The 21,430-nt window shown below is 70.5% G+C and carries 22 protein-coding genes; 8 read left to right on the forward strand and 14 right to left on the reverse strand.

The features are described from left to right. Window positions 1-27: 27 nt before the first annotated feature. A complete protein-coding gene (locus ACIHFB_RS19885) occupies window positions 28-420 on the reverse strand; it encodes a nuclear transport factor 2 family protein (RefSeq protein WP_365287709.1) in 393 nt (130 codons plus the stop codon). Window positions 421-565: 145 nt separating this feature from the next. On the opposite strand from ACIHFB_RS19885, the gene ACIHFB_RS19890 reads away from it, so the two are divergent. Beyond that, window positions 566-1,261: a type 1 glutamine amidotransferase domain-containing protein gene (locus ACIHFB_RS19890; RefSeq protein ID WP_365287707.1), complete on the forward strand. Its 696-nt coding sequence runs from the start codon at window positions 566-568 to the stop codon at window positions 1,259-1,261. Between the two features lie 44 nt (window positions 1,262-1,305). Then, window positions 1,306-2,280 carry a LysR family transcriptional regulator gene (locus ACIHFB_RS19895; protein WP_365287705.1) on the forward strand — a complete coding sequence of 325 codons (975 nt, stop codon included), beginning with the start codon at window positions 1,306-1,308 and terminating at the stop codon, window positions 2,278-2,280. Between the two features lie 3 nt (window positions 2,281-2,283). On the opposite strand, the gene ACIHFB_RS19900 is transcribed toward ACIHFB_RS19895, so the two are convergent. The 4 genes from ACIHFB_RS19900 to ACIHFB_RS19915 form a co-directional block, all read right to left on the reverse strand. Further along, window positions 2,284-2,880 (reverse strand): DUF998 domain-containing protein, encoded by a 597-nt coding sequence (locus tag ACIHFB_RS19900; RefSeq protein ID WP_365287703.1) that lies wholly within the window; start codon window positions 2,878-2,880, stop codon window positions 2,284-2,286. A 69-nt stretch (window positions 2,881-2,949) separates the two neighbouring features. Then, window positions 2,950-4,356, reverse strand: coding sequence for a short-chain fatty acyl-CoA regulator family protein (locus ACIHFB_RS19905; protein ID WP_365287701.1), 1,407 nt, complete (start codon window positions 4,354-4,356; stop codon window positions 2,950-2,952). A gap of 123 nt (window positions 4,357-4,479) precedes the next feature. After that, complete coding sequence (locus tag ACIHFB_RS19910) at window positions 4,480-5,151, reverse strand: NAD(P)H-binding protein (RefSeq protein WP_365287699.1); 672 nt, start codon at window positions 5,149-5,151, stop codon at window positions 4,480-4,482. A 38-nt stretch (window positions 5,152-5,189) separates the two neighbouring features. After that, window positions 5,190-5,864, reverse strand: a complete 675-nt coding sequence (locus ACIHFB_RS19915) for a TetR family transcriptional regulator (RefSeq protein ID WP_365287697.1) — start codon at window positions 5,862-5,864, stop codon at window positions 5,190-5,192. Window positions 5,865-6,013: 149 nt separating this feature from the next. On the opposite strand from ACIHFB_RS19915, the gene ACIHFB_RS19920 reads away from it, so the two are divergent. Next, entirely contained in the window at window positions 6,014-6,865 is an 852-nt protein-coding gene (locus ACIHFB_RS19920; RefSeq protein ID WP_400127494.1) for an SDR family NAD(P)-dependent oxidoreductase, read from the forward strand. Between the two features lie 6 nt (window positions 6,866-6,871). On the opposite strand, the gene ACIHFB_RS19925 is transcribed toward ACIHFB_RS19920, so the two are convergent. After that, complete coding sequence (locus ACIHFB_RS19925) at window positions 6,872-8,107, reverse strand: acyltransferase family protein (protein ID WP_400127495.1); 1,236 nt, start codon at window positions 8,105-8,107, stop codon at window positions 6,872-6,874. A 116-nt stretch (window positions 8,108-8,223) separates the two neighbouring features. Here ACIHFB_RS19925 and ACIHFB_RS19930 point away from each other — a divergent pair, with 116 nt between their 5' ends. Next, window positions 8,224-9,486 (forward strand): AI-2E family transporter, encoded by a 1,263-nt coding sequence (locus tag ACIHFB_RS19930; protein WP_400127496.1) that lies wholly within the window; start codon window positions 8,224-8,226, stop codon window positions 9,484-9,486. A gap of 47 nt (window positions 9,487-9,533) precedes the next feature. On the opposite strand, the gene ACIHFB_RS19935 is transcribed toward ACIHFB_RS19930, so the two are convergent. The 7 genes from ACIHFB_RS19935 to ACIHFB_RS19965 all read right to left on the reverse strand — a co-directional run bounded on the left by ACIHFB_RS19935 (window position 9,534) and on the right by ACIHFB_RS19965 (window position 16,326). Next, window positions 9,534-10,208: a 4-carboxy-4-hydroxy-2-oxoadipate aldolase/oxaloacetate decarboxylase gene (locus tag ACIHFB_RS19935; protein ID WP_400127497.1), complete on the reverse strand. Its 675-nt coding sequence runs from the start codon at window positions 10,206-10,208 to the stop codon at window positions 9,534-9,536. Window positions 10,209-10,217: 9 nt separating this feature from the next. Further along, entirely contained in the window at window positions 10,218-11,432 is a 1,215-nt protein-coding gene (locus ACIHFB_RS19940; protein ID WP_400127498.1) for an aspartate transaminase, read from the reverse strand. A gap of 4 nt (window positions 11,433-11,436) precedes the next feature. Further along, window positions 11,437-12,180: an SDR family oxidoreductase gene (locus ACIHFB_RS19945; protein WP_365287687.1), complete on the reverse strand. Its 744-nt coding sequence runs from the start codon at window positions 12,178-12,180 to the stop codon at window positions 11,437-11,439. 67 nt (window positions 12,181-12,247) lie between these two features. Continuing rightward, complete coding sequence (locus ACIHFB_RS19950; RefSeq protein WP_400127499.1) at window positions 12,248-13,558, reverse strand: MFS transporter; 1,311 nt, start codon at window positions 13,556-13,558, stop codon at window positions 12,248-12,250. A 233-nt stretch (window positions 13,559-13,791) separates the two neighbouring features. Then, a complete protein-coding gene (locus tag ACIHFB_RS19955) occupies window positions 13,792-14,778 on the reverse strand; it encodes a biotin-dependent carboxyltransferase family protein (RefSeq protein ID WP_400127500.1) in 987 nt (328 codons plus the stop codon). After that, complete coding sequence (locus tag ACIHFB_RS19960; RefSeq protein ID WP_400127501.1) at window positions 14,771-15,541, reverse strand: allophanate hydrolase subunit 1; 771 nt, start codon at window positions 15,539-15,541, stop codon at window positions 14,771-14,773. Before ACIHFB_RS19960 ends, ACIHFB_RS19955 begins: the two co-directional genes overlap by 8 nt. After that, window positions 15,538-16,326: a LamB/YcsF family protein gene (locus tag ACIHFB_RS19965; protein WP_400127502.1), complete on the reverse strand. Its 789-nt coding sequence runs from the start codon at window positions 16,324-16,326 to the stop codon at window positions 15,538-15,540. Before ACIHFB_RS19965 ends, ACIHFB_RS19960 begins: the two co-directional genes overlap by 4 nt. 313 nt (window positions 16,327-16,639) lie before the next feature. Between ACIHFB_RS19965 and nac the strand changes: the two genes are divergently transcribed. From nac to ACIHFB_RS19985, 4 genes are all read left to right on the forward strand, one after another. Beyond that, window positions 16,640-17,545: a nitrogen assimilation transcriptional regulator NAC gene (gene nac / locus ACIHFB_RS19970; protein ID WP_400127503.1), complete on the forward strand. Its 906-nt coding sequence runs from the start codon at window positions 16,640-16,642 to the stop codon at window positions 17,543-17,545. A gap of 101 nt (window positions 17,546-17,646) precedes the next feature. Further along, the gene (locus ACIHFB_RS19975) at window positions 17,647-18,660 is read left to right on the forward strand and encodes a 2-hydroxyacid dehydrogenase (RefSeq protein ID WP_400127504.1); all 1,014 of its coding nucleotides are present in this window, start codon (window positions 17,647-17,649) and stop codon (window positions 18,658-18,660) included. Further along, window positions 18,657-19,427: an SDR family oxidoreductase gene (locus tag ACIHFB_RS19980; RefSeq protein ID WP_400127505.1), complete on the forward strand. Its 771-nt coding sequence runs from the start codon at window positions 18,657-18,659 to the stop codon at window positions 19,425-19,427. Before ACIHFB_RS19975 ends, ACIHFB_RS19980 begins: the two co-directional genes overlap by 4 nt. Before the next feature lie 35 nt (window positions 19,428-19,462). Then, complete coding sequence (locus ACIHFB_RS19985; protein WP_400127506.1) at window positions 19,463-20,512, forward strand: L-idonate 5-dehydrogenase; 1,050 nt, start codon at window positions 19,463-19,465, stop codon at window positions 20,510-20,512. A gap of 169 nt (window positions 20,513-20,681) precedes the next feature. Here ACIHFB_RS19985 and ACIHFB_RS19990 read toward each other — a convergent pair whose 3' ends face one another. Beyond that, window positions 20,682-21,254 (reverse strand): helix-turn-helix domain-containing protein, encoded by a 573-nt coding sequence (locus ACIHFB_RS19990; RefSeq protein ID WP_365287669.1) that lies wholly within the window; start codon window positions 21,252-21,254, stop codon window positions 20,682-20,684. Window positions 21,255-21,430: the final 176 nt, after the last annotated feature.

Below are 21,430 nucleotides of genomic sequence, written 5' to 3' on the forward strand. Positions count from 1 at the left end.
GGTTCCCGGGCGGTTATGTGGCCCGCGTCACTGCCCGGCCGCCTCCCGCTCGATCCGCTCGAACTGGGCCCCCATCGCCTCGGCCAGCGCGTTGGCGGCGGACAGCGGGCGGACCATGACGGTGAACTCGTCGATCCGCCCGTCCTCGTCGAAGTGCAGGAAGTCGCAGCCCTGGAGCTGCTTGCCGCCGACGGCGGCGGTGAACACCAGCGCGTGGTCGCGGCCGTCGGGGTTGGCGATCTCACGGACGTACGTGAAGTCCTCGAAGACGCGGAGGACGGCGCGCAGGATCGCGCCGGTGATCGCCTTGCCGGTGTACGGCTTGAAGACGACGGGGCTGGTGAACACGACGTCATCGGCCAGCAGCGACTCCACGGCTGCGGCGTCGCGGTTCTCGACGGCCTTGCGGAAGGGGTGCACGAGATCACCTCACAGTGACTATTTACTACCTACTCAACAAGTTGAATAAGCATATCGGGTACCGCTGTGGTGCCATCGGGTTTCCTATACCCGACATTGGATTCCTCATTGGATCCCTATGGCGGGCCCGCCCTACGGTGGATCCATGTCAAAAATCCTTTTCGTACTGACCGGCACCGACCACTGGACGCTCGCCGACGGCACCCGCCACCCGACCGGCTTCTGGGCCGAGGAGGCCGTCGCCCCGTACGAGGCGTTCAAGGCCGCCGGTCACGAGATCGTGGTCGCCACCCCCGGCGGCGTCGTGCCGACGGTCGACCGGGCCAGCCTGGCGCCCGAGTTCAACGGGGGCCAGGAAGGCGCCGACCGAGTGGCGGCCGCGCTCGCCTCGCTCACCGAGCTTCAGCAGCCCGTCAAGCTGGAGGAGGTCCGGCTCGACGACTACGACGCCGTCTTCTACCCGGGCGGTCACGGCCCGATGGAGGACCTCGCCGTCGACGCCGTCTCCGGCCGGCTGCTGATCGAGTCCCTCGACTCCGGCAAGCCGCTCGGCGTGGTCTGCCACGGCCCGGCGTCGATGCTGGCCGCCGTCCGGGCCGACGGCGGCAACGCCTTCGCGGGCTACCGGGTCGCGGCCTTCACCAACACCGAGGAGACGCAGTCCGGGTTCGCCGACAAGGCGAAGTGGCTGCTGGAGACCCGGCTCGTCGAGGCGGGCGTGGACGTCCAGGTCGGTGAGCCCTGGGTGCCGCACGTGGTCGTCGACCGCAATCTGGTCACCGGCCAGAACCCGGCCTCCGCCGCCCCGCTCGCCACCGAGCTGCTGAAGAAGCTGGCCTGAGCGAGCAGGGTCGCAAGCCATAGCGAAGAGCTAGGCTCGCCGCCATGAGGCATCAGGATTCCAATGGCCCCCACGGGTCCCGCGAGCCCCGGGACCCGGACGGGGCGCCGCACTCCCCGCCCCCGCCCTTGGACCTGAACCTCGTCCGTACGTTCCTCGCCGTCTACCGCTCCGGTTCGTTCACCGCCGCCGCCCAGCTGCTCGGCATCTCGCAGCCCACGGTGACCACCCAGGTCAGGGCCCTGGAACGGCAGTCGCAGCGCGAGCTGTTCGCCCGGCTGCCGCGCGGGGTCGCGCCGACGCCGTACGCCCATGACCTGGCGACCAGGATCGCGGGCCCGCTGGACGCGCTGCTGGCCGCGGCCGGACACGACCCGGCGGAGGCCTCGGCCACCGCCCCGGTCCATCTGGCCGGTCCCGCCGAACTCCTCTGTGTCCGGGTACTGCCCGCGCTGGCGCCGCTCATCGCGGACGGCGTGCAGGTGCGGATCACGCCCGGCCTGACCGACCCGCTCCTCGACGAACTGCGGTCCGGCCGCCACGACCTGGTCATCGCGACCGCTCGTCCACGCGGCCGGACGCTGGCCGCGGTGCCTCTGCTGGACGAGGAGTTCGTCCTCGTCGCCGCCCCGAAGTGGGCCGAGCACCTCGCCGGACGCCTCGCCACGGAGGGCCCCGGCGTCCTGCACTCCGTCCCGCTGCTCACCTACGCCGAGGACCTGCCCATCGTCCGCCGCTACTGGCGCCATGTCTTCGAGCAGCGCCTGAACTGCCGTGCCGCCGTCACCATGCCCGATCTGCGGGGCGTCCTGGCGGCGGCGACGGCGGGCGCCGGCTTCACGGTCCTGCCCCGCTATCTCTGCGCGGCCGAACTCGCCGCCGGCGCCCTGGTCCTGCTCCACGAGACGGACGATCCGCCGATCAACACCGGGTATCTCGTCCAGCGCCCGGGGGCACCGGAGAACCCTGACGTCGCCCGGGTTCGGGAGCGGCTGCTGGCGCTGGGGCCCACGTGGTGATGTTCAAGGCCGGTCGTCGAGGGGCCGTCGCAGGCAGGACGCGACGACCACGAAGGGCCACAGGGCCTGCATGGACGTCACAAGACGTTCGGCCACCCCGATGGCACCGTTCTGCTGCTGCATCTCGATCACGAACCAGAGGGCGGAGACGACCATCAGAACGGTCGCCGCGATCGAGGGCGCCGGTCTGAGTCCCCACGGTGGGACTCCGCGGCGAACGGCGGCCAGCACCGGCCACACCGCCAGGAGCGTGAAGCCGACCACCACAGCCGAACCGTGCCGCAGGGACCCCCCGCTGGTCGGCGGCGGCACCAGTGCCACCACCACCGCCGCCACTCCTCCTGCGCCCAGCGCCAGGCGCCCGGCGAACGAGGCCGGCCGCAGGCCCCAGGCGGTCGTGAAATGGCAGATACCCAGCGCGAACAGCGCTCCGCTCATCACCCAGAACCCTGCCGAGCCGTAGGCCGCCAGCACGCTGATCGTCTGGTGGGCGGGGTCGTAGGCGGGCCCTTCGAGCCGTGCCGCGACCGTCCAGCCTCCGATGAGGAGGACCGGCGCGCACCCCGACGAAAGCAAGGCCCACCAAGGAACAAGTCGCATCAAGACACCGTAAAACGCCCCTTCCTTTGCGCCTCGCATACACGCAGGCGACGCGGACACCGGGGCCGTTCAGACCGTGTGGCCCGAGACGGGGTACGGGACGAAGGTGCTGGTGTTCTGGTCGATCCGCAGGGAATGCCCGAGGGGCGGCGCGGCCCGCTGGGGGCATGCGAGGCGTTCGCAGACGCGGCAGCCCATACCGATGGGGGTGGCGGCCGAGGCGTTGGCGAGGTCGAGGCCGTCCGAGTAGACGAGCCGGTGGGCGTGGCGGATCTCGCAGCCCAGGCCGATGGCGTACGTCTTGCCGGGCCGGCCCCAGCCGCCGCGGTGCCGGGTGACCGCGCGGGCGGTCCACAAGTAGCGCTGCCCGTCGGGCATTTCGGCGATCTGGACGTGGATACGGCCGGGCGCGGCGAACGCCTCGTAGACATTCCAGAGGGGGCAGGTTCCGCCGGCCCGGGAGAAGTGGAAGCCCGTGGCGGACTGCCGCTTGGACATGTTGCCGGCCCGGTCGACGCGGACGAACGAGAAGGGCACGCCGCGCAGTCGAGGCCGTTGGAGGGTGCTGAGGCGGTGGCAGACGGTCTCGTAGCCGAGGCCGTAGCGGTCGGTGAGGCGGTCGATGTCGTAGCGGAACTCCTCGGCGGCCGCGTGGAAGGCGGTGTACGGCAGGATCAGCGCGGCGGCGAAGTAGTTGGCGACGCCGATGCGGGCAAGGGCGTGGGTGGGTGAGCCGGGCGGGAAGTCCTCGGCGGCCTGGCGGTCGAGGTCGTCGCCGTGTTCGAGGAGGGCGAGCTGGGTCGCCAGACGGAAGGCGCGTCGGCCGGGGCGCAGACGGGTGGACAGATGGAGGGTGCGGGTCGCCACGTCGTAGCGGTGCAGCGCCTCGCCGTCCTCGGCGGCGACGCGGACACCGTGGGCGTCGGCCAGTCTCGCCGTGAGGGCACCGACGACCTCGCCCGGCCGGATGCCTATCTCGTCGGCGAGGCGTTCGGCCGCGCGGTCGGTGTCGTGCAGGTAGTTCTGGCGGCGGTAGAAGAAGTCCCGGATCTCCTCATGGGGTGAGGACGCCGTCCCGCGATCGCCGTCACGACCGTCCGTGGCTCCGGCGAGCCGCTCGGACAACTGGTCGTTGCGCCGACCCAGGTCCAGCAGCACCCGCGCCACCGCGGGCATCCGGGAGGCCAGCTCGGCGAGGTCGGACGCCGACACCCTGGACTCGGTGATCTCCCCCGCCAGCGCCTCACGCAGGTCCGCCACCAGCCGGGTCGTGTCCCGCTCGGAGAAGAAGCCGGCGTCGACACCGAAGGCCTCGGTCAGGCGCAGCAGGACGGGCACGGTCAGGGGCCGGGAGTCGTGCTCCATCTGGTTCAGATAGCTCGGTGAGATGCCCAGGGTCCGGGCGAGTTCCGCCTGGCTCATCCGGCGCTCCTCGCGCAGGCGCCGCAGCCGCGCACCCGCATACGTCTTGCTCACCGCGCCTCCTCCGTGGTCCGGGTCGTGAGCAGCGTACGCGAGTGGGTGGCACTCAGTGCCACCACCAGAGCGGCCCAGCGCTGTTCGGGATCGGCGAACGCGACGGACCGAGGAGAGCGACGGTCACCCGGAGCCGCCGAGCCGATTGATGTCCTCGTTGTCGAGCACCTTCGGCCCCGCACCCTGCTGCCCGACGACGGCGAGCATCGCGCACCCGAGGTGCTCGGTCGTCGTGGTGTGGCGTGGGGCGAGGCGTCGCAGGAGGGGGAAGGCCCAGGAGATCAGCCGGTACATCACGCGGTAGCTGCCCGTCCGGGACACCTCGCCGTGACGGGGCTGAATGAAGCCGGGGCGGAACATGTAGGCGTGGAAGTCCATCGCCAGCAGCGCGTTCTCGGTACGCCCCTTGACCCGGGCCCACATCGCGCGGCCCTTCTCCGTGCTGTCGGTGCCCTGGCCGGAGACATAGACGAAGGTCAGGTCGGGGTTTCCGGCGCCGACCACCTGGGCCGCGGCCAGCGTGTAGTCGAACGTGACGCGGGTGTACTCCGCTTCGCCGCGGCCGGTCGACGACACGCCCAGGCAGTAGAAGCAGGCGTCCAGGCCGGTCAGTTCGTCCTGGATCGCCGTGAAGTCGGTGAAGTCGGCGTGGACGACTTCACGGACCTTCGGATGGGTCACGTTCAGGGGGCTGCGTACGACCAGCAGGACGTCGGTGACGCCGTCGTCCAGCAGACAGGCGCGCAGGACGCCCTGTCCGACCATGCCGGAGGCGCCGAAGATGACCACACGCATGTCTGCTCCTGGGGAGGGTTACGGAGGGGGCTGAGGGGTCAGATACCCGCGCGGGTGAGGGTCCCGGCGATGAGGGTGGTCAGGGTTTCCTGGAGGGCCGGGACGAAGTCCATCCGGTGTGCGGCCAGGGAGGGGTCGTCCCGGTAGACGGTGAGCATGGCCTCCGAGGGGCGGGTATGGGTCCACACCGCCCCGGCCACCATGATCATCTGGGCGCACAACTGCTCGGCGTGCTCGCCGAGTTCGGGCAGGTGGACGCGGGCCAGTGCGGCGAGGTCGGCGACGTTGCCGAGGGCGGCCTTCTTGTAGCGGGCGGCGACCTCGGGTGAGACGTTGTGCTCCAGCACACCGGCCTGGGCGCTGAGCAGGTCGCACAGCATCCGCCGGTCCGCGAGGGTGCGGGTGAGCGTGGCCGCGAACCGCTCGCCCCGGTCGGCTGTCGACGCATCGGCGTCGATGGCGGCGTCCAGGCGCTCCGGCAGCTCCGCGTCCCACTCCTTCCAGGCGAGGTCGAGGAGCTCCAGCAGGATCGCTTCCCGGGACTCGAAGTAGCGGAGCACGTTCGACTTGGCCAGCCCGACCCGGCGGCTCAACTCGTTGAGGCTGACCGCGTTCACCGGCATCTCGTCGAGCATCGCGCCCGCGGTGTCGAGGATCGCCTGCCGTCGGATCTCGCGCTGCTCCTCGCTGCGCGCACGCTGGAAGGTCGTCATGCACCCACCTTACAGACTCCCGGTCTTTTGACATCAGACCATCGGTCCCTTACGTTGGGAAGCGCGCAAAAGACCGGCGGTCCGTAATGGCCCCGCCAAAATCCCACCCCTCCTTACTCAGATCCTTACTCAGAGAATCGAGCACCGTCATGTCAAAGATCTGGTTCGTCACCGGAAGCTCCCGCGGTCTGGGCCGCGCCATCGTCGAGGCCGCCCTGGAGGCCGGTGACCAGGTCGTCGCCACCGCCCGCAAGCCCGCCCAACTCGACGACCTGGCCGACCGGTACGGAGAGCGGATCCTCCCCCTCGCTCTCGACGTCACCGACAACGACCAGGTGCAGCAGGCCGTTCAGGAGGCCATCAAGACCTTCGGCCGACTGGACATCGTGGTCAACAACGCCGGCTACGGCGACATCGCCGCCATCGAGGACGTCGCCCCCGAGGACTTCCGCGCGCAGATCGACACCAACTTCTACGGCGTCGTCCAGGTCACCAAGGCGGTCCTGCCGTTCCTGCGCGAGCAGGGATCGGGGCACGTCTTCCAGGTGTCCTCGATCGGCGGGCGGGTCGGCACGCCCGGACTTGCCGCCTATCAGAGCGCGAAGTGGGCCGTGGGCGGGTTCTCCACCGTGCTGGCCCAGGAGGTCACCCCGCTGGGCATCAAGGTCACCGTCCTCGAACCGGGCGGCATCCGCACCGACTGGGCCGGCTCGTCCATGACCGTCCCGCCGATCAGCGCCCCCTACCAGCCCACCGTCGGCGCCTTCACCGACATGATCCGCGGGGCCGACTCCGCCGAGTCCATGGCGGAGTCGGCCGCCGATCCCGCCAGGCTCGCGGCGATCGTCGTCGATCTCGCCGGACGCGAGGACGCCCCGCTGCGGCTCCTCCTGGGCCGCGACGCCATGCAGCACGCGCAGGCCGCCGCACAGACCCTGGCCGACGCCGACTCGGCCTGGCGCAGCGTGTCGGAATCCGCCTCCGACCCCGCGTCCGCCTGATCGGGGTCAACGCACCGGAGCGACAACCGGCTCCAACCGACGCACCCTGAACCGCTCGCGTCGCAGCAAGGGCCGTTCGATGAGGGCGTACGAGGCGAGGGCCGCCGCCACCGTCGCCGCAACGCCGGCGGGGAGCAGCCAGTCGCCGTCCACACCCAGGTCGGACAGCAGCCGGATGACGGGGTAGTGCCACAGGTACATTCCGTAGCTGAGATTGCGTCCGACCCACGCCAGGGCGGGCAGCGCCAGCAGGCGGGAGGGCCCGGCCTGCGGGCACAGGTCCAGCGCGGCCACCACCACGGCCGACAGAACGGCGGCGACCAGCAGTCCGACCGTGTACCACACGGGGTTCCAGCCGCTCGGTTCGGTGATCGGGATCCGCCACGCGATCAGCCCGAGCAACGCGAGTGCGGGCAGACACAGCCGTCCCGCCCATCGGCGCAGCAGCGCCAGCCGAGGGTCGTCGGTGCGCAGTCGGGCCAGTACGACGGCCAGCAGGGCGCCGACCAGGAGTTGGTCGGCGCGGGTGTCGGGGCCGTTGTAGATGCGGTGCGCCGCCGTGGGATCCCACAGCGCCAGCCGCCAGAGCACCGGCAGGACGCAGAGTGCCGCGACCCAGACCAGCACCGTCCGCGCGGTCGCGTACCGCAGCAGCACCAGCAGCAGGAGCGGCCAGGCCAGATAGAACTGCTCCTCCACTCCGAGGGACCATGTGTGGCTGAGCGGAGCGGTGAGGTCGGAGTACGGTCCTGACTCCCCCGCCCGTACGAGGTTCACCACCGAGACCGCGGCCAGCACCGCCGCCGCCCACGCCCCGTCGAACAGCGGCAGCGGGAGCGCCACGGACAGCAAGGCGGTGACCGCGCACATCGCCAGCATGGCGGGCCCCAGCCGCAGCCATCGCCGCCGGTAGAACGACCCCAGTCCGATGCGACCGCTGCGGGCGTACTCGGCGACCAGCAGCCGGGTGATGACGAAGCCGCTGATCGTGAAGAAGACGTCCACCGCGACCGAGCCTCCGGGCACCCAGTCCGGCTCCACGTGATAGACGATCACCAACGCCACCGCGACCGTCCGCAATCCGTCCAGCCCCGCCACCCGCCCACCACGCAGCGCCGACGAGAAGCCCCGCCCGCCGCCTCTTCGCCGTTCCGCCGTCGATGGGACGAGCGGCGGCGCCGCCTGCATGCTCAGGGTCTGCTCCGTGTCCTCGTCTGCCGTGCTCGGATAGGGGGTGCTCATAACGGCGGCGTCTTCCCAGCCACGCGGTGATCACACAAATTCACAGGTTCCTGACAGCATCGGGGCGGCTTGGGGGCGGCGCCCGGCTCCCCAGCGGCATCAGTGAGACTTGCACGGTGTCCAGCACAGACCAGGCCGGTCAGGCCGCCCCGCACGCATCATCCGCATTCGAGACACCGCCGAGCCCCCGGCCCTCACCCGGACAGGCCACCGGGTCGGGTGCGCGCATGCCGCGCTGGCTGCCGCGCGCGATGATGCTCGCGCTCGCCCTCATCGCCGTGTTCCAGCTGGGCAGCTGGGCCTTCCACCAGCTCCTCGGTCTGCTGATCAACATCCTCATCGCGTTCTTCCTCGCCCTCGCGATCGAGCCCGCGGTGAGCCGGATGGCCTCGCGGGGCATGCGCAGGGGGCTTGCCACCTTCCTCGTCTTCCTCGGCCTGGTCGTCGCGACCGTCGGCTTCGTCACGCTGCTCGGTTCCATGCTCGCCGAACAGCTCGTCAAGATCGTCGAGGACTTCCCGGCGTACCTCGACTCCGTCATCAATTGGATCAACGGCCACTTCCACACCAAGCTGAAGCGCCTGGACGTCCAGGAGAACCTGCTCCGCTCCGACTGGCTGCGCGACTACGTCCAGAACAGCGCGACCGGCGTCCTCGACGTGTCCGGCCAAGTCCTCGGCGGGCTGTTCCGGCTGCTGACGATCGCGCTGTTCGCGTTCTACTTCGCCGCGGACGGCCCCCGGCTGCGCCGCACGATCTGCTCCGTACTGCCGCCCGCCAAGCAGGCCGAGGTACTGCGGGCGTGGGAGATAGCCGTGAACAAGACCGGCGGCTACATGTACTCGCGCGGCCTGATGGCGCTCGTCTCCGCCGTCGCGCACTACATACTCCTGCAAGGGCTGGGCGTGCCCTACGCGCCCGTACTCGCCGTCTGGGTGGGCCTGGTGTCCCAGTTCATACCCACGGTCGGCACCTATCTCGCCGGCGCCCTGCCGATGCTGATCGCCTTCACCGTCGATCCCTGGTACGCGCTGTGGGTGCTGATCTTCGTCGTGATCTACCAGCAGTTCGAGAACTACCTGCTCCAGCCCAAACTGACCGCCAAGAGCGTCGACATCCACCCCGCGGTCGCCTTCGGCTCCGTCATCGCGGGCACCGCCCTCCTCGGCGCCGTGGGCGCCCTGATCGCCATCCCCGCGGTCGCCACACTCCAGGCGTTCCTCGGGGCCTATGTGAAGCGCTACGACGTCACGGACGACCCACGCGTCCACGGGCGCCGGAGCAACGGCTCAAGCCCCGACCTCGTGGCGCGCGTCCGCCGGTTGAGGCAGCGGACGTTCGGGGAGAGGGCAGCGGAGGCGCCCGCGCAGGACTCGTAGTCCGGGCGCCCGGCGAACCGTGCCCCGCCCCCGCTCCGCCGGTGTCGTCACTCCTCGATCACCAGCCCCTTCGCCGCGAGCAGCGGCTCGAGGTTGCACAGCTCGATGACGGTCCGGCCCGCACGGTAGGCGGAGATGAACCCGGCCTCGGCGTCGACCCGCTCCTGAGAGGCGGTGACCACCTCGGCGGCGTCCTCGCGGCGGACGACGACCGCGCCGTCGGCGTCGGCCCGCATCACGTCGCCGGGGCGGACGAGTACGCCGCCGACGGTGACCGGCTCGCACATCGGGCCGACGGTCTCCTTGACGGTGCCCTTGATGGAGACACTGCGGGAGAAGACGGGGAACCCCAGGGCGCGCAGGTCCTCGGTGTCCCGGACGCCGGTGTCGGTGATCAGGCCGGCGATCCCCTTGGCCTGGCAGGCGTTGGCGAGCACGTCGCCGAAGGAGCCCGCCTCCTCATAGGCGCCGGCGGACACGACCACGACGTCGCCCGGGCGGGCGTAGGCGATGGCGGTCTGGAGCATGAGGTTGTCGCGCGGGGCGCACTGGACCGTGAAGGCGGGGCCGCACAGGGACATGCGGTGGTCGACCGGCTTGATGACCGAGTCCAGCGCCCCGAGCCGGCCCTGTGCCTCGTGGATGGTGGCCGAGGAGAAGGCGCTCAACTGCTCGACCAAGGTGACGTCCGGCCGTTCGAACTTCGTGCTGACGCGGATCATGACGACCTTTCAGACGGTGGGGGTGGCGGACAGGTCGGCGCAGGCCGTCGCCATGCGCGCGCACGCCTCGGTGAGGACGTCCGTCGACGTGGCGAACGAGATGCGGAAGTAGCCCGGTGCGCCGTACGCGGCTCCGTGGATCACCGCCACCTGCCGGCTGTCGAGCAGATAGCGGGCGAAGTCCTCGTCGTTCTCGATCCGACTTCCCTCCGGCGTCAACTGCCCCGTGGCTCCTTGGCAGTTGACGAGGAGGTAGAAGCCGCCGTCCGGGACGGTGCAGCTGAGCTGAGGAACGTCGTTGATGAGCTTCACGGTCTCGTCGCGGCGTGCGCGGTAGACGCGCACCGTGTCCCGGACGAAGTCCTGCGGTCCGGTGAGCGCGGCGGCAGCGGCGGCCTGACTCACGGAGGAGGGGCAGGAGGAGGTCTGGGACTGGAGCGTGTTGATCGCGGTCACCAGGTCCGTCGGACCGACCCCGTAGCCGATGCGCCAACCCGTCATCGCATACGTCTTGGAGACGCCGTTGGTGAGGAACACCCGGTCGGCCAGGCGGGGTTCGACGGCTGCGAGGGACGGGGCGTCCTCGTCGCCGTACCAGATCTCGTCGTAGATCTCGTCGGTGAGGACGCCGACGTGGGGGTGGGCCAGCAACACCTGGGCCAGCGCCTGGAGTTCGCCGACGGTGTAGGCGGATCCGGTGGGATTGCCGGGGGCGTTGAGGACGACCCAGCGCGTACGCTCGGTGATCGCCGCCCCGAGCCGCTCCGGCGTGAGCTTGAAGCCCTCCGCCTCCGGGCAGTCGACGATGACCGGGGTGCCGTCGTTGGCGCGGACCATGTCCGGGTAGGACACCCAGTACGGGGCGGGGACGATGACCTCGTCCCCCTCGTCCAGGGTGGCCATCAGGGCGAGGAAGATGACCTGCTTGGCGCCGCCGCCGACGGCGATGTGCGCGTCGGTGAACTCCAGTCCGTGGCGCTCGCGGAGCTTGCCGCTGATCGCGGCGCGCAGGGCCGAAGTGCCGTTGACGGGCGTGTACTTGGTCTCCCCCGCCTCGATCGCCTCGATTGCCGCCGCCTTCACATGTGCGGGGGTGTCGAAGTCGGGCTCGCCCACGGTCAGGTCGAGGATGGTGAGCCCGTGGCTCTTCAGCTCGCGTACGCGCTGCGCCGCCGCCGTGCTGGGCGAGGGCTTGATGCGCCGTACTCGCTCGGCCGTACGCATGTGATCAGCCCTCCCTGCGCTCGAAGTTGAGGCCGCCGGGCACCTGGAAGGTGGGCAGGATCTCGATGTGGCCGATGTTGACGTGCCGGGGCGCGTCGACGGCGAACTCGATGGCGTCGGCGATGTCCTCGGGCTTGAGGGACTCGTAGCCGTCGTAGTACTCGCGCTGGGCGGCCTCCATGTCACCGAGGAGGCGGCCGAAGATCTCCGTCTCCACACGCCCTGGGCAGATCTCGCTGACGCGGATCCGGCGGCCGTAGCCGTCGACCCGCAGCTGGCGGGAGAGGGTGTGCACGGCCGCCTTGGTGGCGTGGTAGATCGTGTTGCCGCCGAAGTTGTAGACGCCGGCGATGGAGCTGATGTTGACGATATGGCCGAGGTCGCGCTCGACCATGCCGGGCATGAGCAGCCGGACCAGGTGCAGGACGGCCTGGATGTTGACGGCGATCTGCTCGTCGACGGCGAACTCGTCGGCGGTCAGGATGTTGCCGGTGCGCGAGACGCCCGCGTTGTTGACGAGGACGTCGATCTCCAGGCCGGCCAGGGCGGCGGTGAGCGCCTCGGTGTCGGTGATGTCGACGGCGTGCGGGATGCAGCCGGTGGCGTCGGCGAGGGCGTCGAGCCGTTCGGCGTTGCGGGCCACGGCGTGGACTTCCAGGCCGCGCTTGGCGAGTCGCTCGACGACCACGGCTCCGATGCCGGTCGACGCTCCGGTGACGAGGGCCGTCCTGTAGTCGGAGATGGACATGCTGAGGTGCTCCTTGCTGTGCGGGGTGCGGAGTGGGGGGTGTTCGGGCGTGCGGGTGCGTGGGTGGTCAGGCGTCGCGCAGGGGCAGGTGGGCCCGGTCCTGCACTCGGGACACGGCGATGAGCGTGCCGAGGGCGGTGATGACGGCGTAGAAGGCCGGCATGTTGACGTTGCCCGTGCGGTCGATGAGGTAGGTCATCAGCAGGGGTGCCGTGCCGCCGAAGAGGGCGGAGGAGACGTTGTAGCCCAGGCCGTAGGCGGAGTAGCGCACCCGGGTGGGGAAGAGTTCGACGAGCAGGATGTGGATGACGCCCGTGTGCCCGGCGAACACGACGGCCATGATGCAGGCGCCGATGACGGCGAGGGCGACGTTTCCGGTGCCGATCAGGAGGTAGCAGGGGATGCCGACGACGGCCATGCCGATCGCGGCGCCGGCGATGACCTTCTTGCGCCCGATCCGGTCGGAGAGACGGCCCATGTACGGGATGGCGATACAGATCGCGACCAGGCTGGAGGCGGTGACGAGCAGGCCCTGGACCTTGCCGAAGTCCAGCTCGCTGCTCATGAAGGTGGGCATGTAGCTGAACAGGACGTAGTAGCCGGAGCCGTTCATCAGGGGGATGAACAGGGCCAGCAGCATGGCGCGGCGGTGCTCGGCGGAGGTGAACGCCTCCTTGAGGGGGTTCTTGGAGAGGCCGTCCTCTTCCTTCAGGCGCGTGAAGTTGGGCGTGTCACTGATGCGCTTGCGGATGTAGATGCCGGTGATGCCGAGCGGGACGGCGAGCAGGAACGGGATGCGCCAGCCCCAGGACTGCATGCGCTCGTCGCCGAGTCCGCTGGTCATGGCTGCGGCGACCAGGGTGCCGGTGAGCAGCGCGAGGAACGACGCGATCTGCGCGTAGCTGGTGTAGAGGCCGCGCTTGCCCTCCGGGGCGTGCTCGGCGAGGAAGCTCATGGCGCCCGACGCCTCACCGCCGACGGAGAAGCCCTGGGCGACGCGCAGCAGGATCAGCAGGGCGGGTGCCGCGACCCCGATGCTCGCGTAGGTGGGCAGGATGCCGATGGCCGCGGTGGCGACGCTGATGAGCAGGATGACGAAGACCAGCATCCGCTGGCGTCCGATGCGGTCGCCGAGGTGGCCGCAGATGACGGCGCCCAGGGGGCGGAAGAAGAAGGAGACGGCGTAACCGAGGAAGACGAGCTGGATGGCGTTGTCGGAACCGGGGAAGAAGACCGCGGCGAGCGATCCGGCCATGAAGCCGAAGATGCCGTTGTCGTAGAGCTCGGCGAAGATCCCGACGCATCCCGCGAGGGTGACCTTGCGGGCTGTTCTGGGATCGACGGTGTTGGGGACTGGCTGAGCGGCCACGGTACTCATGGCGTCTCCTGTCTGGGCAGCAGGCGTGGGATGAGGGGCGTATCGGCTCCGTGCGGGGTGCTTCCAGCGGGTTGGCGGGGAGCGGGTGAGCGGGTGCGGGTGGGGTTCGTGTGCGGGTGGGCCATGTGCGGGTGGGGGGAGCGGATGTGGATTTCGTGCCGGCCGGTGGGGGCTGGTCGCGCAGTTCCCCGCGCCCCTTCGGGAGTGGGCCTGTGTTGAAGAGGTGCCGGGAGTCAGACCCCCGCGGGTGCGCGGATGCGCAGGGCGTCGAAGGCCGTGCGGACCCGGGTTCTCAGGGCGTCGATGGCGTTGCGTTGCGAACGGTGGGCGGTGACCGCCTGGTCGAGGGTGCGGTGGCGGAAGTGGATGGTCTGGCCGGGGCGGACCTGGCCCAGGGCGGAGAGGCCGGTGGCGGTGACGACGGCGAGGACGGGGTAGCCGGCCGTGACACCGCGGCCGCGGTGCAGCACGAGGAGTTCGTCCCCCGCGGGTACTTCGACGGCGCCGATCGGGACGCCCCGGGAGAGCACCTCGCCCGTGGTGACACGGCGGGGCACCTCCCCCTGCAGCCGCAGACCGATGTGGTTGCTGCGCGGCGTGACGGTGAAGGGGGCGTCGAACAGGCGCCGTCCCGTGTCGCCGAACTCGGCCCGGTCGGGGCCGTCGGTGACGTCGATCGTCCAGGTAGTGGGGAACGGCGGGACGGGGGCGTTCAGGCGGAACAGCGGGATCCGCGAGAAGGGGTGGTCGAGGGGCGGACAGGCCGTGCGCAGAACGAGTTCGTCGCCCGCCTTCAAGGCCGGGCCGAAGCCGAGGATCGTGTCGGGAGCGCAGCTGCCCTGGAGGCGGTCGGCCTCGAAGGAGCCGAGCACGGCCAGGTAGACGCGCAGTCCCTGCCGGATGCCGCTGACCTTGACGGTCTCGCCGGCCCGCACGGGAACGGGTTCCCACTGCGGTCGTACGACTCCTTCGACGGTCATGTCGGCGGGGGCGCCGGTCACCGCGATGAGGATGTCGCTCGACGGGACGCACGCGAAGTCGAGGGCCGTGATCTCCAGCAGCGGGGCGCGCTCGTCGTTGCCGCAGAGGACGTTGGCGACACGGGCCGAGTGCTGGTCGGCGGCTCCGTTGGCGGGCAGTCCGTAGCGGGAGCGGCCGACCCGGCCGAGGTCCTGCACGGTGACGATGCCCGCGGTGCGGATGGTGAGGGTGTCAGCCATGGAGGTCCACCAGTTCCGCCAGGTCCGCCAGATCCGCCAGGGTCAAGTCGGCGTACTCGTCCCACTGTTGGGGCGCGATGGGCACGAATCGGAAGGTGTCGCCGGGCTGGTAGGCGGTGATCGGGTCGCTGTGCAGGTCGAGGACGCGCACGGGGGTGCGGCCGAGGAGCGGCCAGCCGCCGGGCGAGGGCATCGGGCAGATGACCGCCTGCCGGCCGGCGACCGCGACCGAGCCCGCATCGACACGGGTGCGGGGCGACGCCAGCCGGGGCACCGGTGCGGGGAAGGGCGGTCCGTCCGTCATCGGGGCCCCCGCGGGCGCGCCGAGGCAGCGCACGGTGAGGTCGGATCCGGAGTGGAGGGCGACGACCTCGCGCTCGGACAGGCCGAGTCGGGCGGCCACTTCCGGGAGATCGGGGCCGTACTCACCGCCGTAGACGACGGGGACGACGAAGCGGCGCGGGGGTGTCGTCGGCGCGGGGTCCGGCCCGAGGCGTTCGGCTTCGCGGGCCAGGACGCGGCGTACGGTGTCGTGATCGGTGGCGGTGCAGTCGAACTCCACGAGCAGGGCGTCGTAGGTGGGCACCACGTCGTGTACGCCGGTCAGCCGGACGGCGTCCAGGGCGTCGGCCAGGGCGTGGACGAGCCGCCAGGCGGCTTCGGCGTCCAGGCCCACGGCCTTGGCGACCAGGGCGGAGTCACCGCAGTCCGTGATGGTGACGTTGCCGTTCATGTCGGGACCGGTCGTGTCCGAGACGTTCATGTCGGACACCCCTTGCCGCTGAGCACCTTGTCGAGAGAGGTGATCTCGACACCGGCGGCGAGGAGTTCCGCGCGGATGCGGCCGGCCAGCGCGATGGCTCCGGGGCTGTCGCCGTGCAGCAGGACGGTGTCGCAGGCGACCTGGACATCCGTGCCGTCGACGCTGCGGATGACGCCTTCGGTGACCATCCGCAGGGTCCGCCGGGCGACCTCGTCCGGGTCGTGGATCACCGCTCCGGGCTCGGAGCGGGGGACGAGGGTCCCGTCGTCGCGGTACGCCCGGTCGGCGATGCCGACGATCCCCACGCGCAGTCCGCGGGCACGGGCGGCGTCGGCGAGCTCGCCGTCCTGGGCGAGGACGATCAGCGACTCGTCCAGGGCGGCCACGGCGTCGACGACGGCACGGGCGTAGTCGGACCGTACGGCGACCAGGTTGCCCAGGCGTCCGTGCGGGGCGACGTGGTGCACCCGGGTGCCGTACGCGACGGCGAACGCCTGGAGGGCCCCGATCTGGTACAGCACGTCCGTACGGACCTCCTCCGGCGTGAGGTCCATCGCGCGGCGGCCGAAGCCCACCAGGTCGGGAAAGCTCGGGTGAGCGCCCACGGCCACCTGCTGCTCCACGCAGGTCCGCACGGTGGCGTCCATGATGCGCGGATCACCGGCATGGAATCCGCAGGCGACATTGGCGGACGTCAGCATCTCCAGAAGGGCCGCGTCGTCGCCCATCGTGTAGGCGCCGAATCCCTCGCCGAGATCGGCGACGAGATCAACCATGGGGGTCATGACGTCCTCCGGGAGGGAATGCCGAAAAGGGGGAAATCCGGGGAAGGAAATGTCATCACGTCTTCGTGACATCCGGAAAAGAATCCGACCGCCGCGGACATGGAATCGGACGTAGAAACCGAATTCATCGAGCAGGTCCGGGCCGGATGTTCCGCTCAACTTATGCCGCTGCTCACGTGATCGCCAATATCCGTTCGGTCTGGCGTTATCGCGAACCGCTATGACTCCCCTCACACCCTGCACTCTCCAGGGGTGTGCTTCGGGGTGGCCCCTCCCTACGATGAGGCTCCGCTCCATCCGGAAGGCCCAGCGCATGGACACCAGGCGTCTGTACTCGTTCATCAAGATCATCGACGCGGGGAGCATCACGCGCGCGGCCGACATCCTGCACATCGCACAGCCCGCACTCAGCCAGCAACTGTCCGCTCTGGAGGCGCAGTTCGGGCAGCAGCTGCTGATCCGCAGCAAACGCGGGGTCGCCCCGACCGAGGCGGGCCGGGCCCTGTACCGGCACGCACAGCTGATCCTGAGACAGGTGGACCTCGCGCACGCCGCCGTCGAGGTCTCCGGCCGGGCCCCCGCCGGCAGCGTGTCCGTGGGCCTCGCCCCGTACAGCCTGGGCGCGGCGCTCGCGCTGCCGCTCCTGAAGAGTGTGCGCGAGCGCTACCCGGACATCCTGCTGCACATCAACGAGAACTTCGGCGGCGTGATCAGCGAGGCGATCATGACGGGCCGGATGGACATGGCGTTCATCTACGGGGCCGGTCCGCTTCGGGGGGTCCAGTTCGAGCCCGTACGCACGGAGGACCTGTTCCTGATCGGCGCACCCGGCGCGACGGCCCCGCCGGGACAGGGCGAGGTGAGCCTGACCGAGCTCACCGGCGTTCCCCTGCTGCTCCCCAGCCGCATCCACACGATCCGGCAGGTCGTGGACGCCGCCTTCCAGCAGGCGTCGCTCCAGCCGACCGTGGTGGGCGAGGTCGAATCGGCGCTGACGCTGGTCAACGCCGTGGAAGCGGACCTCGGCGCCACGGTCCTGCCCTGGTCGGCGGCGCGCGCCATCCTCGACGTCCGCTCCCTGTCCGTGCGCCGCATCGTGGATCCCGTCATCCAGGTCAAGCTGTCTCTGGTGACGTCCGACAATCAGCCGCTTTCGGAACCCGCATTGGCAGTGCACGATCTGTTCCTCGAACTGATCGAGGATAAGGATCGCCGATAGCGTCAAACAAATCCGTTATTTGTTTCCGGTGACCGCCCCGGCTAGCTTTTCCGGAATCGTCCACCTGGTCGGCAACGCACGACTCGTCACTGGAGAAACAGATGGAACACCGTGTCCTCGCCACCCGTGAAAACCTCCCCGGCCGCGGCCTGGACCGGCTGTCCGGGGCCGCGGACGTGGTGGCCTGGCCCGGTGCCGGGAAGCCCGGACCCGCCGACCTCGCCGCGCTCGCCCCCGGCGTGAACGGCGTGCTGGCCCTCGGCAACGACCCGGTGGACGGCGCGCTGATGGACGCGGCGGGCCCCTCGCTGCGCGTCATCGCACTGGCGAGCATGGGATTCGACAACGTCGACCGGGCCGCCGCGGCCGAGCGGGGCATCGTCGTCACCCACACGCCCGGCGTGCTCGCGGAGACCACCGCCGACCTCACCTTCGCCCTGATCCTCGCCGCCCGCCGTCGGATCGGCGCCGCCGAAGCGAGCCTCGCGTCCGGTTCCTGGGAGCTGTTCCGGATGCACGACTATCTCGGCCTGGACATCCACGGAGCCACGCTCGGCCTGATCGGCTACGGCCAGATCGGCCGCGCGGTGGCCCGCCGGGCGCACGGTTTCGGCATGCGCGTACTCCACCACGACCCGTACGCCCCCGACGACGACCTGTCGGCCTCGGTGGACCTGCCCACCCTGCTCACCGAGTCGGACATCGTGTCGCTGCACGTTCCGCTCACCGAGGAGACGCGGCACCTGATCTCGACGCGCGAACTGGCGGTGATGAAGCCCACGGCCACGCTGGTGAGCACTTCCCGCGGCGGTGTCGTCGACGAGGAGGCCCTGCTGCACGCCGTCCGGGACGGACGGCTGCACTCCGCCGGACTCGACGTCTTCGAACACGAGCCGATGGGAACGGAGTTGTCGCCGCTGGTCGCCGAACCCCATGTGGTCACGCTGCCCCACATCGGGTCGGCCACCGAGGCGACCCGGGCCGACATGGTCGACCTCGCGATCGACAACATCCTCGACGTCCTCGCCGAACGCCCCGCCCGAACCCCCCTCCCCGGCAGCCCGGCGGTACCGGGCACGCCGGCCACGACCCCCGTCGCCGGGGTGCGCGCATGAGCCATCCGCTGTTCGACATCACCGGGAAGACGGCCCTGGTCACCGGCTCCAGCCGCGGCATCGGCAAGGCGCTGGCGAAAGGCCTGTTGGAAGCCGGCTGCACGGTCGTCCTCAACGGACGCAACGCCACCGCCCTGGAAGCGACGGGAGCGGAACTCGCGGCCGGCTTCGGGGACCGGGTGCGGACGGCCGCCTTCGACGTGACGGACTCGGCGGCCGTCACCGCGGGCATCGCCCGTATCGAGGAGGAGATCGGACCGATCGGCATCCTGGTGAACAACACGGGAGTCCAACACCGCAGCCCCCTCCTGGAGTTCACCGACGACGACTGGCACCGTCTCCTCGACACCAACCTCACCAGTGCCTTTCTCGTCGGACGCGAGGTCGCACGGCGCATGGCACCCCGCGGCCACGGCAAGATCGTCAACATCTGCTCGCTCCAGAGCGAAGCGGTCCGGCCGGGCATCGCCGCCTACTCCGCCACCAAGGGCGGCCTGAAGATGCTCACCAAGGGCATGTGCGCCGACCTGGGCCCGCTGGGCATCCAGGTCAACGGCATCGGTCCCGGCTACTTCGACACCGAACTCACCTCGGCCCTGGTCGCCGACGAGGAGTTCAGCGGCTGGGTCCGCAGGCGCACACCGGCCGGCCGCTGGGGCGACGTCGACGACCTCGTGGGCGCCCTGCTCTTCCTGGTCTCCCCCGCATCCGACTTCGTGGGAGGGCAAGTCCTCTACGTCGACGGCGGCATGCTCTCGGTCCTGTGACTGTGACGGGCGCCGCAACGGAAGGAACCTTCACCATGCAAGCCTGCGTCATCCACGCGGCAGGAGACCTCCGGGTCGAGCACCGCTCCCCCGCCCCGCCCGAGGCCGGTCAGGTGACCGTCGCCGTCGCCCTCGGCGGAATCTGCGGATCGGACCTGCACTACTACCGCCACGGCCGGGTCGGCGACTTCACCGTCCAGGAGCCGATGGTGCTCGGCCACGAGGTCGTCGGCCACGTCGCCGCCCTGGGAGCGGGCTGCGAGGGACCGGCCGTGGGAACCCCGGTCGCCGTCCACCCCGCCACACCGTGCGACCGCTGCCCCGACTGCGCGGCCGGCCGCCGCAACATCTGCGCCCACACCCGCTACCTCGGCAGCGCCGCCCGCACCCCCCACGTCCAGGGCGGCTTCGCCCAACTCGTCACCGTGCCCGCCGCACAGATCCGCACCTTGCCGCCGGAACTCCCCCTCCACCGTGCCGTCCTGGCCGAGCCCCTGTCGGTGGCCCTGCACGCCGTGCACCGGGCCGGAGACGTGAAGGGCAAGCGCGTCCTGGTCACCGGGGCGGGTCCGATCGGCTGCCTGGTCACCGCCGTTCTGCGCCACAGCGGCGCTGCCGAGATCGTCGTGAGCGACCTCCTCGACGCCCCCTTGCGCATCGCGGCCACATCCGGGGCCACCGCCACACCTCGCGCCGACGACCCCGAGGACGACGCCTGGACGCAGCCCTTCGACATCGCCGTCGAGGCGTCCGGAGCGCCCGCGGGTCTGCGAAGTTGCGTCGAACGGGTGCGCCGCGGCGGCACCGTCGTCCTCCTCGGTCTGCTGCCACCCGGCGAGGTACCCCTGCTGGGCAACATCGCCGTCACCCGCGAACTCGACCTCCGGGGCGCCTTCCGCTTCGACTCCGAGTTCGACGAGGCGATCGACCTCCTGGCCCAGGGCCTGCCCGTCGACGCGATCGTGACGCACACCTTCCCGCTCGCCGAGGCCCGCGCCGCCTTCGACATCGCCCACGACCGGAACGTCGCCTCCAAGGTCCTCCTGCTCCTCGACGGCACACACGAGAACGCCGCTGCCTCCTAGCCGAGTTGACGGCCGTGGGCGGGGTTTCCCTGCGGCGGCCATGCGCGCGGAGCAGCCGGCGATCGTCGCGTCGGTGCAGGACGACCCGGTGTGCGGTTCCCGTGCCGAGCACGTGGGCCGCCGGGCACATTGACTACGGAACAAGGCCCGATACGGCGGAGGGCCGGCGTCAGCGGGGGCGGATCCCGTCGAGCACCATCCGCAACAGGCGGCCCCGCCGGGTGGGGTCGGGCGGCAGTGCCCCGTCCATCCAGGCAATGGCCACGGCTATGGACCGTACGTCCTCCGCGTCGGCGTCGGCGCGGAGCACGCCTGCCTCGCCCGCACGGCGGATCAGTGTCATGCCGACCTCGATCGCCCGCCAGCAGATGCTCTGCTCATCGACAGCGGCGGCCTGCGGGTTGACCAAAGTCCGGGCCAAGCCCTCGTACATGCCGCTCTGTTCGATGTAGGCGTCCAGCCAAAGGTGGACCGCCTTCAACCGGTCGGGCTCGTCGAGCAGTTCGACACCGAGCCGGTGCAACTCGGTCAGGCCGTCCTCCATCACCGCCAGGGCCAGCTCGTCCCTGCTCGGGAAGTGGCGGTACAGGGTGCCGGGGCCGACCCCGGCCGCGCGTGCGATGTCGTCCAGGGACGCGGTGACGCCGTGCCGGGCGAACGCGTCGCGGGCGGCCTCGATCACCGAGCGCCGGTTGCGTGCCGCGTCGGCGCGCAACGGACGCGCACCCGATCCGACGGCCATGCACCCTCCTCGTGATCCGGACAGCCAAACGGCAACTGTCTCCACCTGCTGAATGGAGACATTCTCCGAATATTACCCGAGGAGCTCGGGGCGCGAAGCCGGTGCATCCGAGGCCGAGCGACGTCGAGTCATCCGGAGAGCGTCTCCAGATAGATGTTAGGGTGGATCCCGAGTGG

Origin of the sequence: Streptomyces sp. NPDC051963 (assembly GCF_044593495.1) — a bacterium.
Taxonomy (GTDB): domain Bacteria; phylum Actinomycetota; class Actinomycetes; order Streptomycetales; family Streptomycetaceae; genus Streptomyces.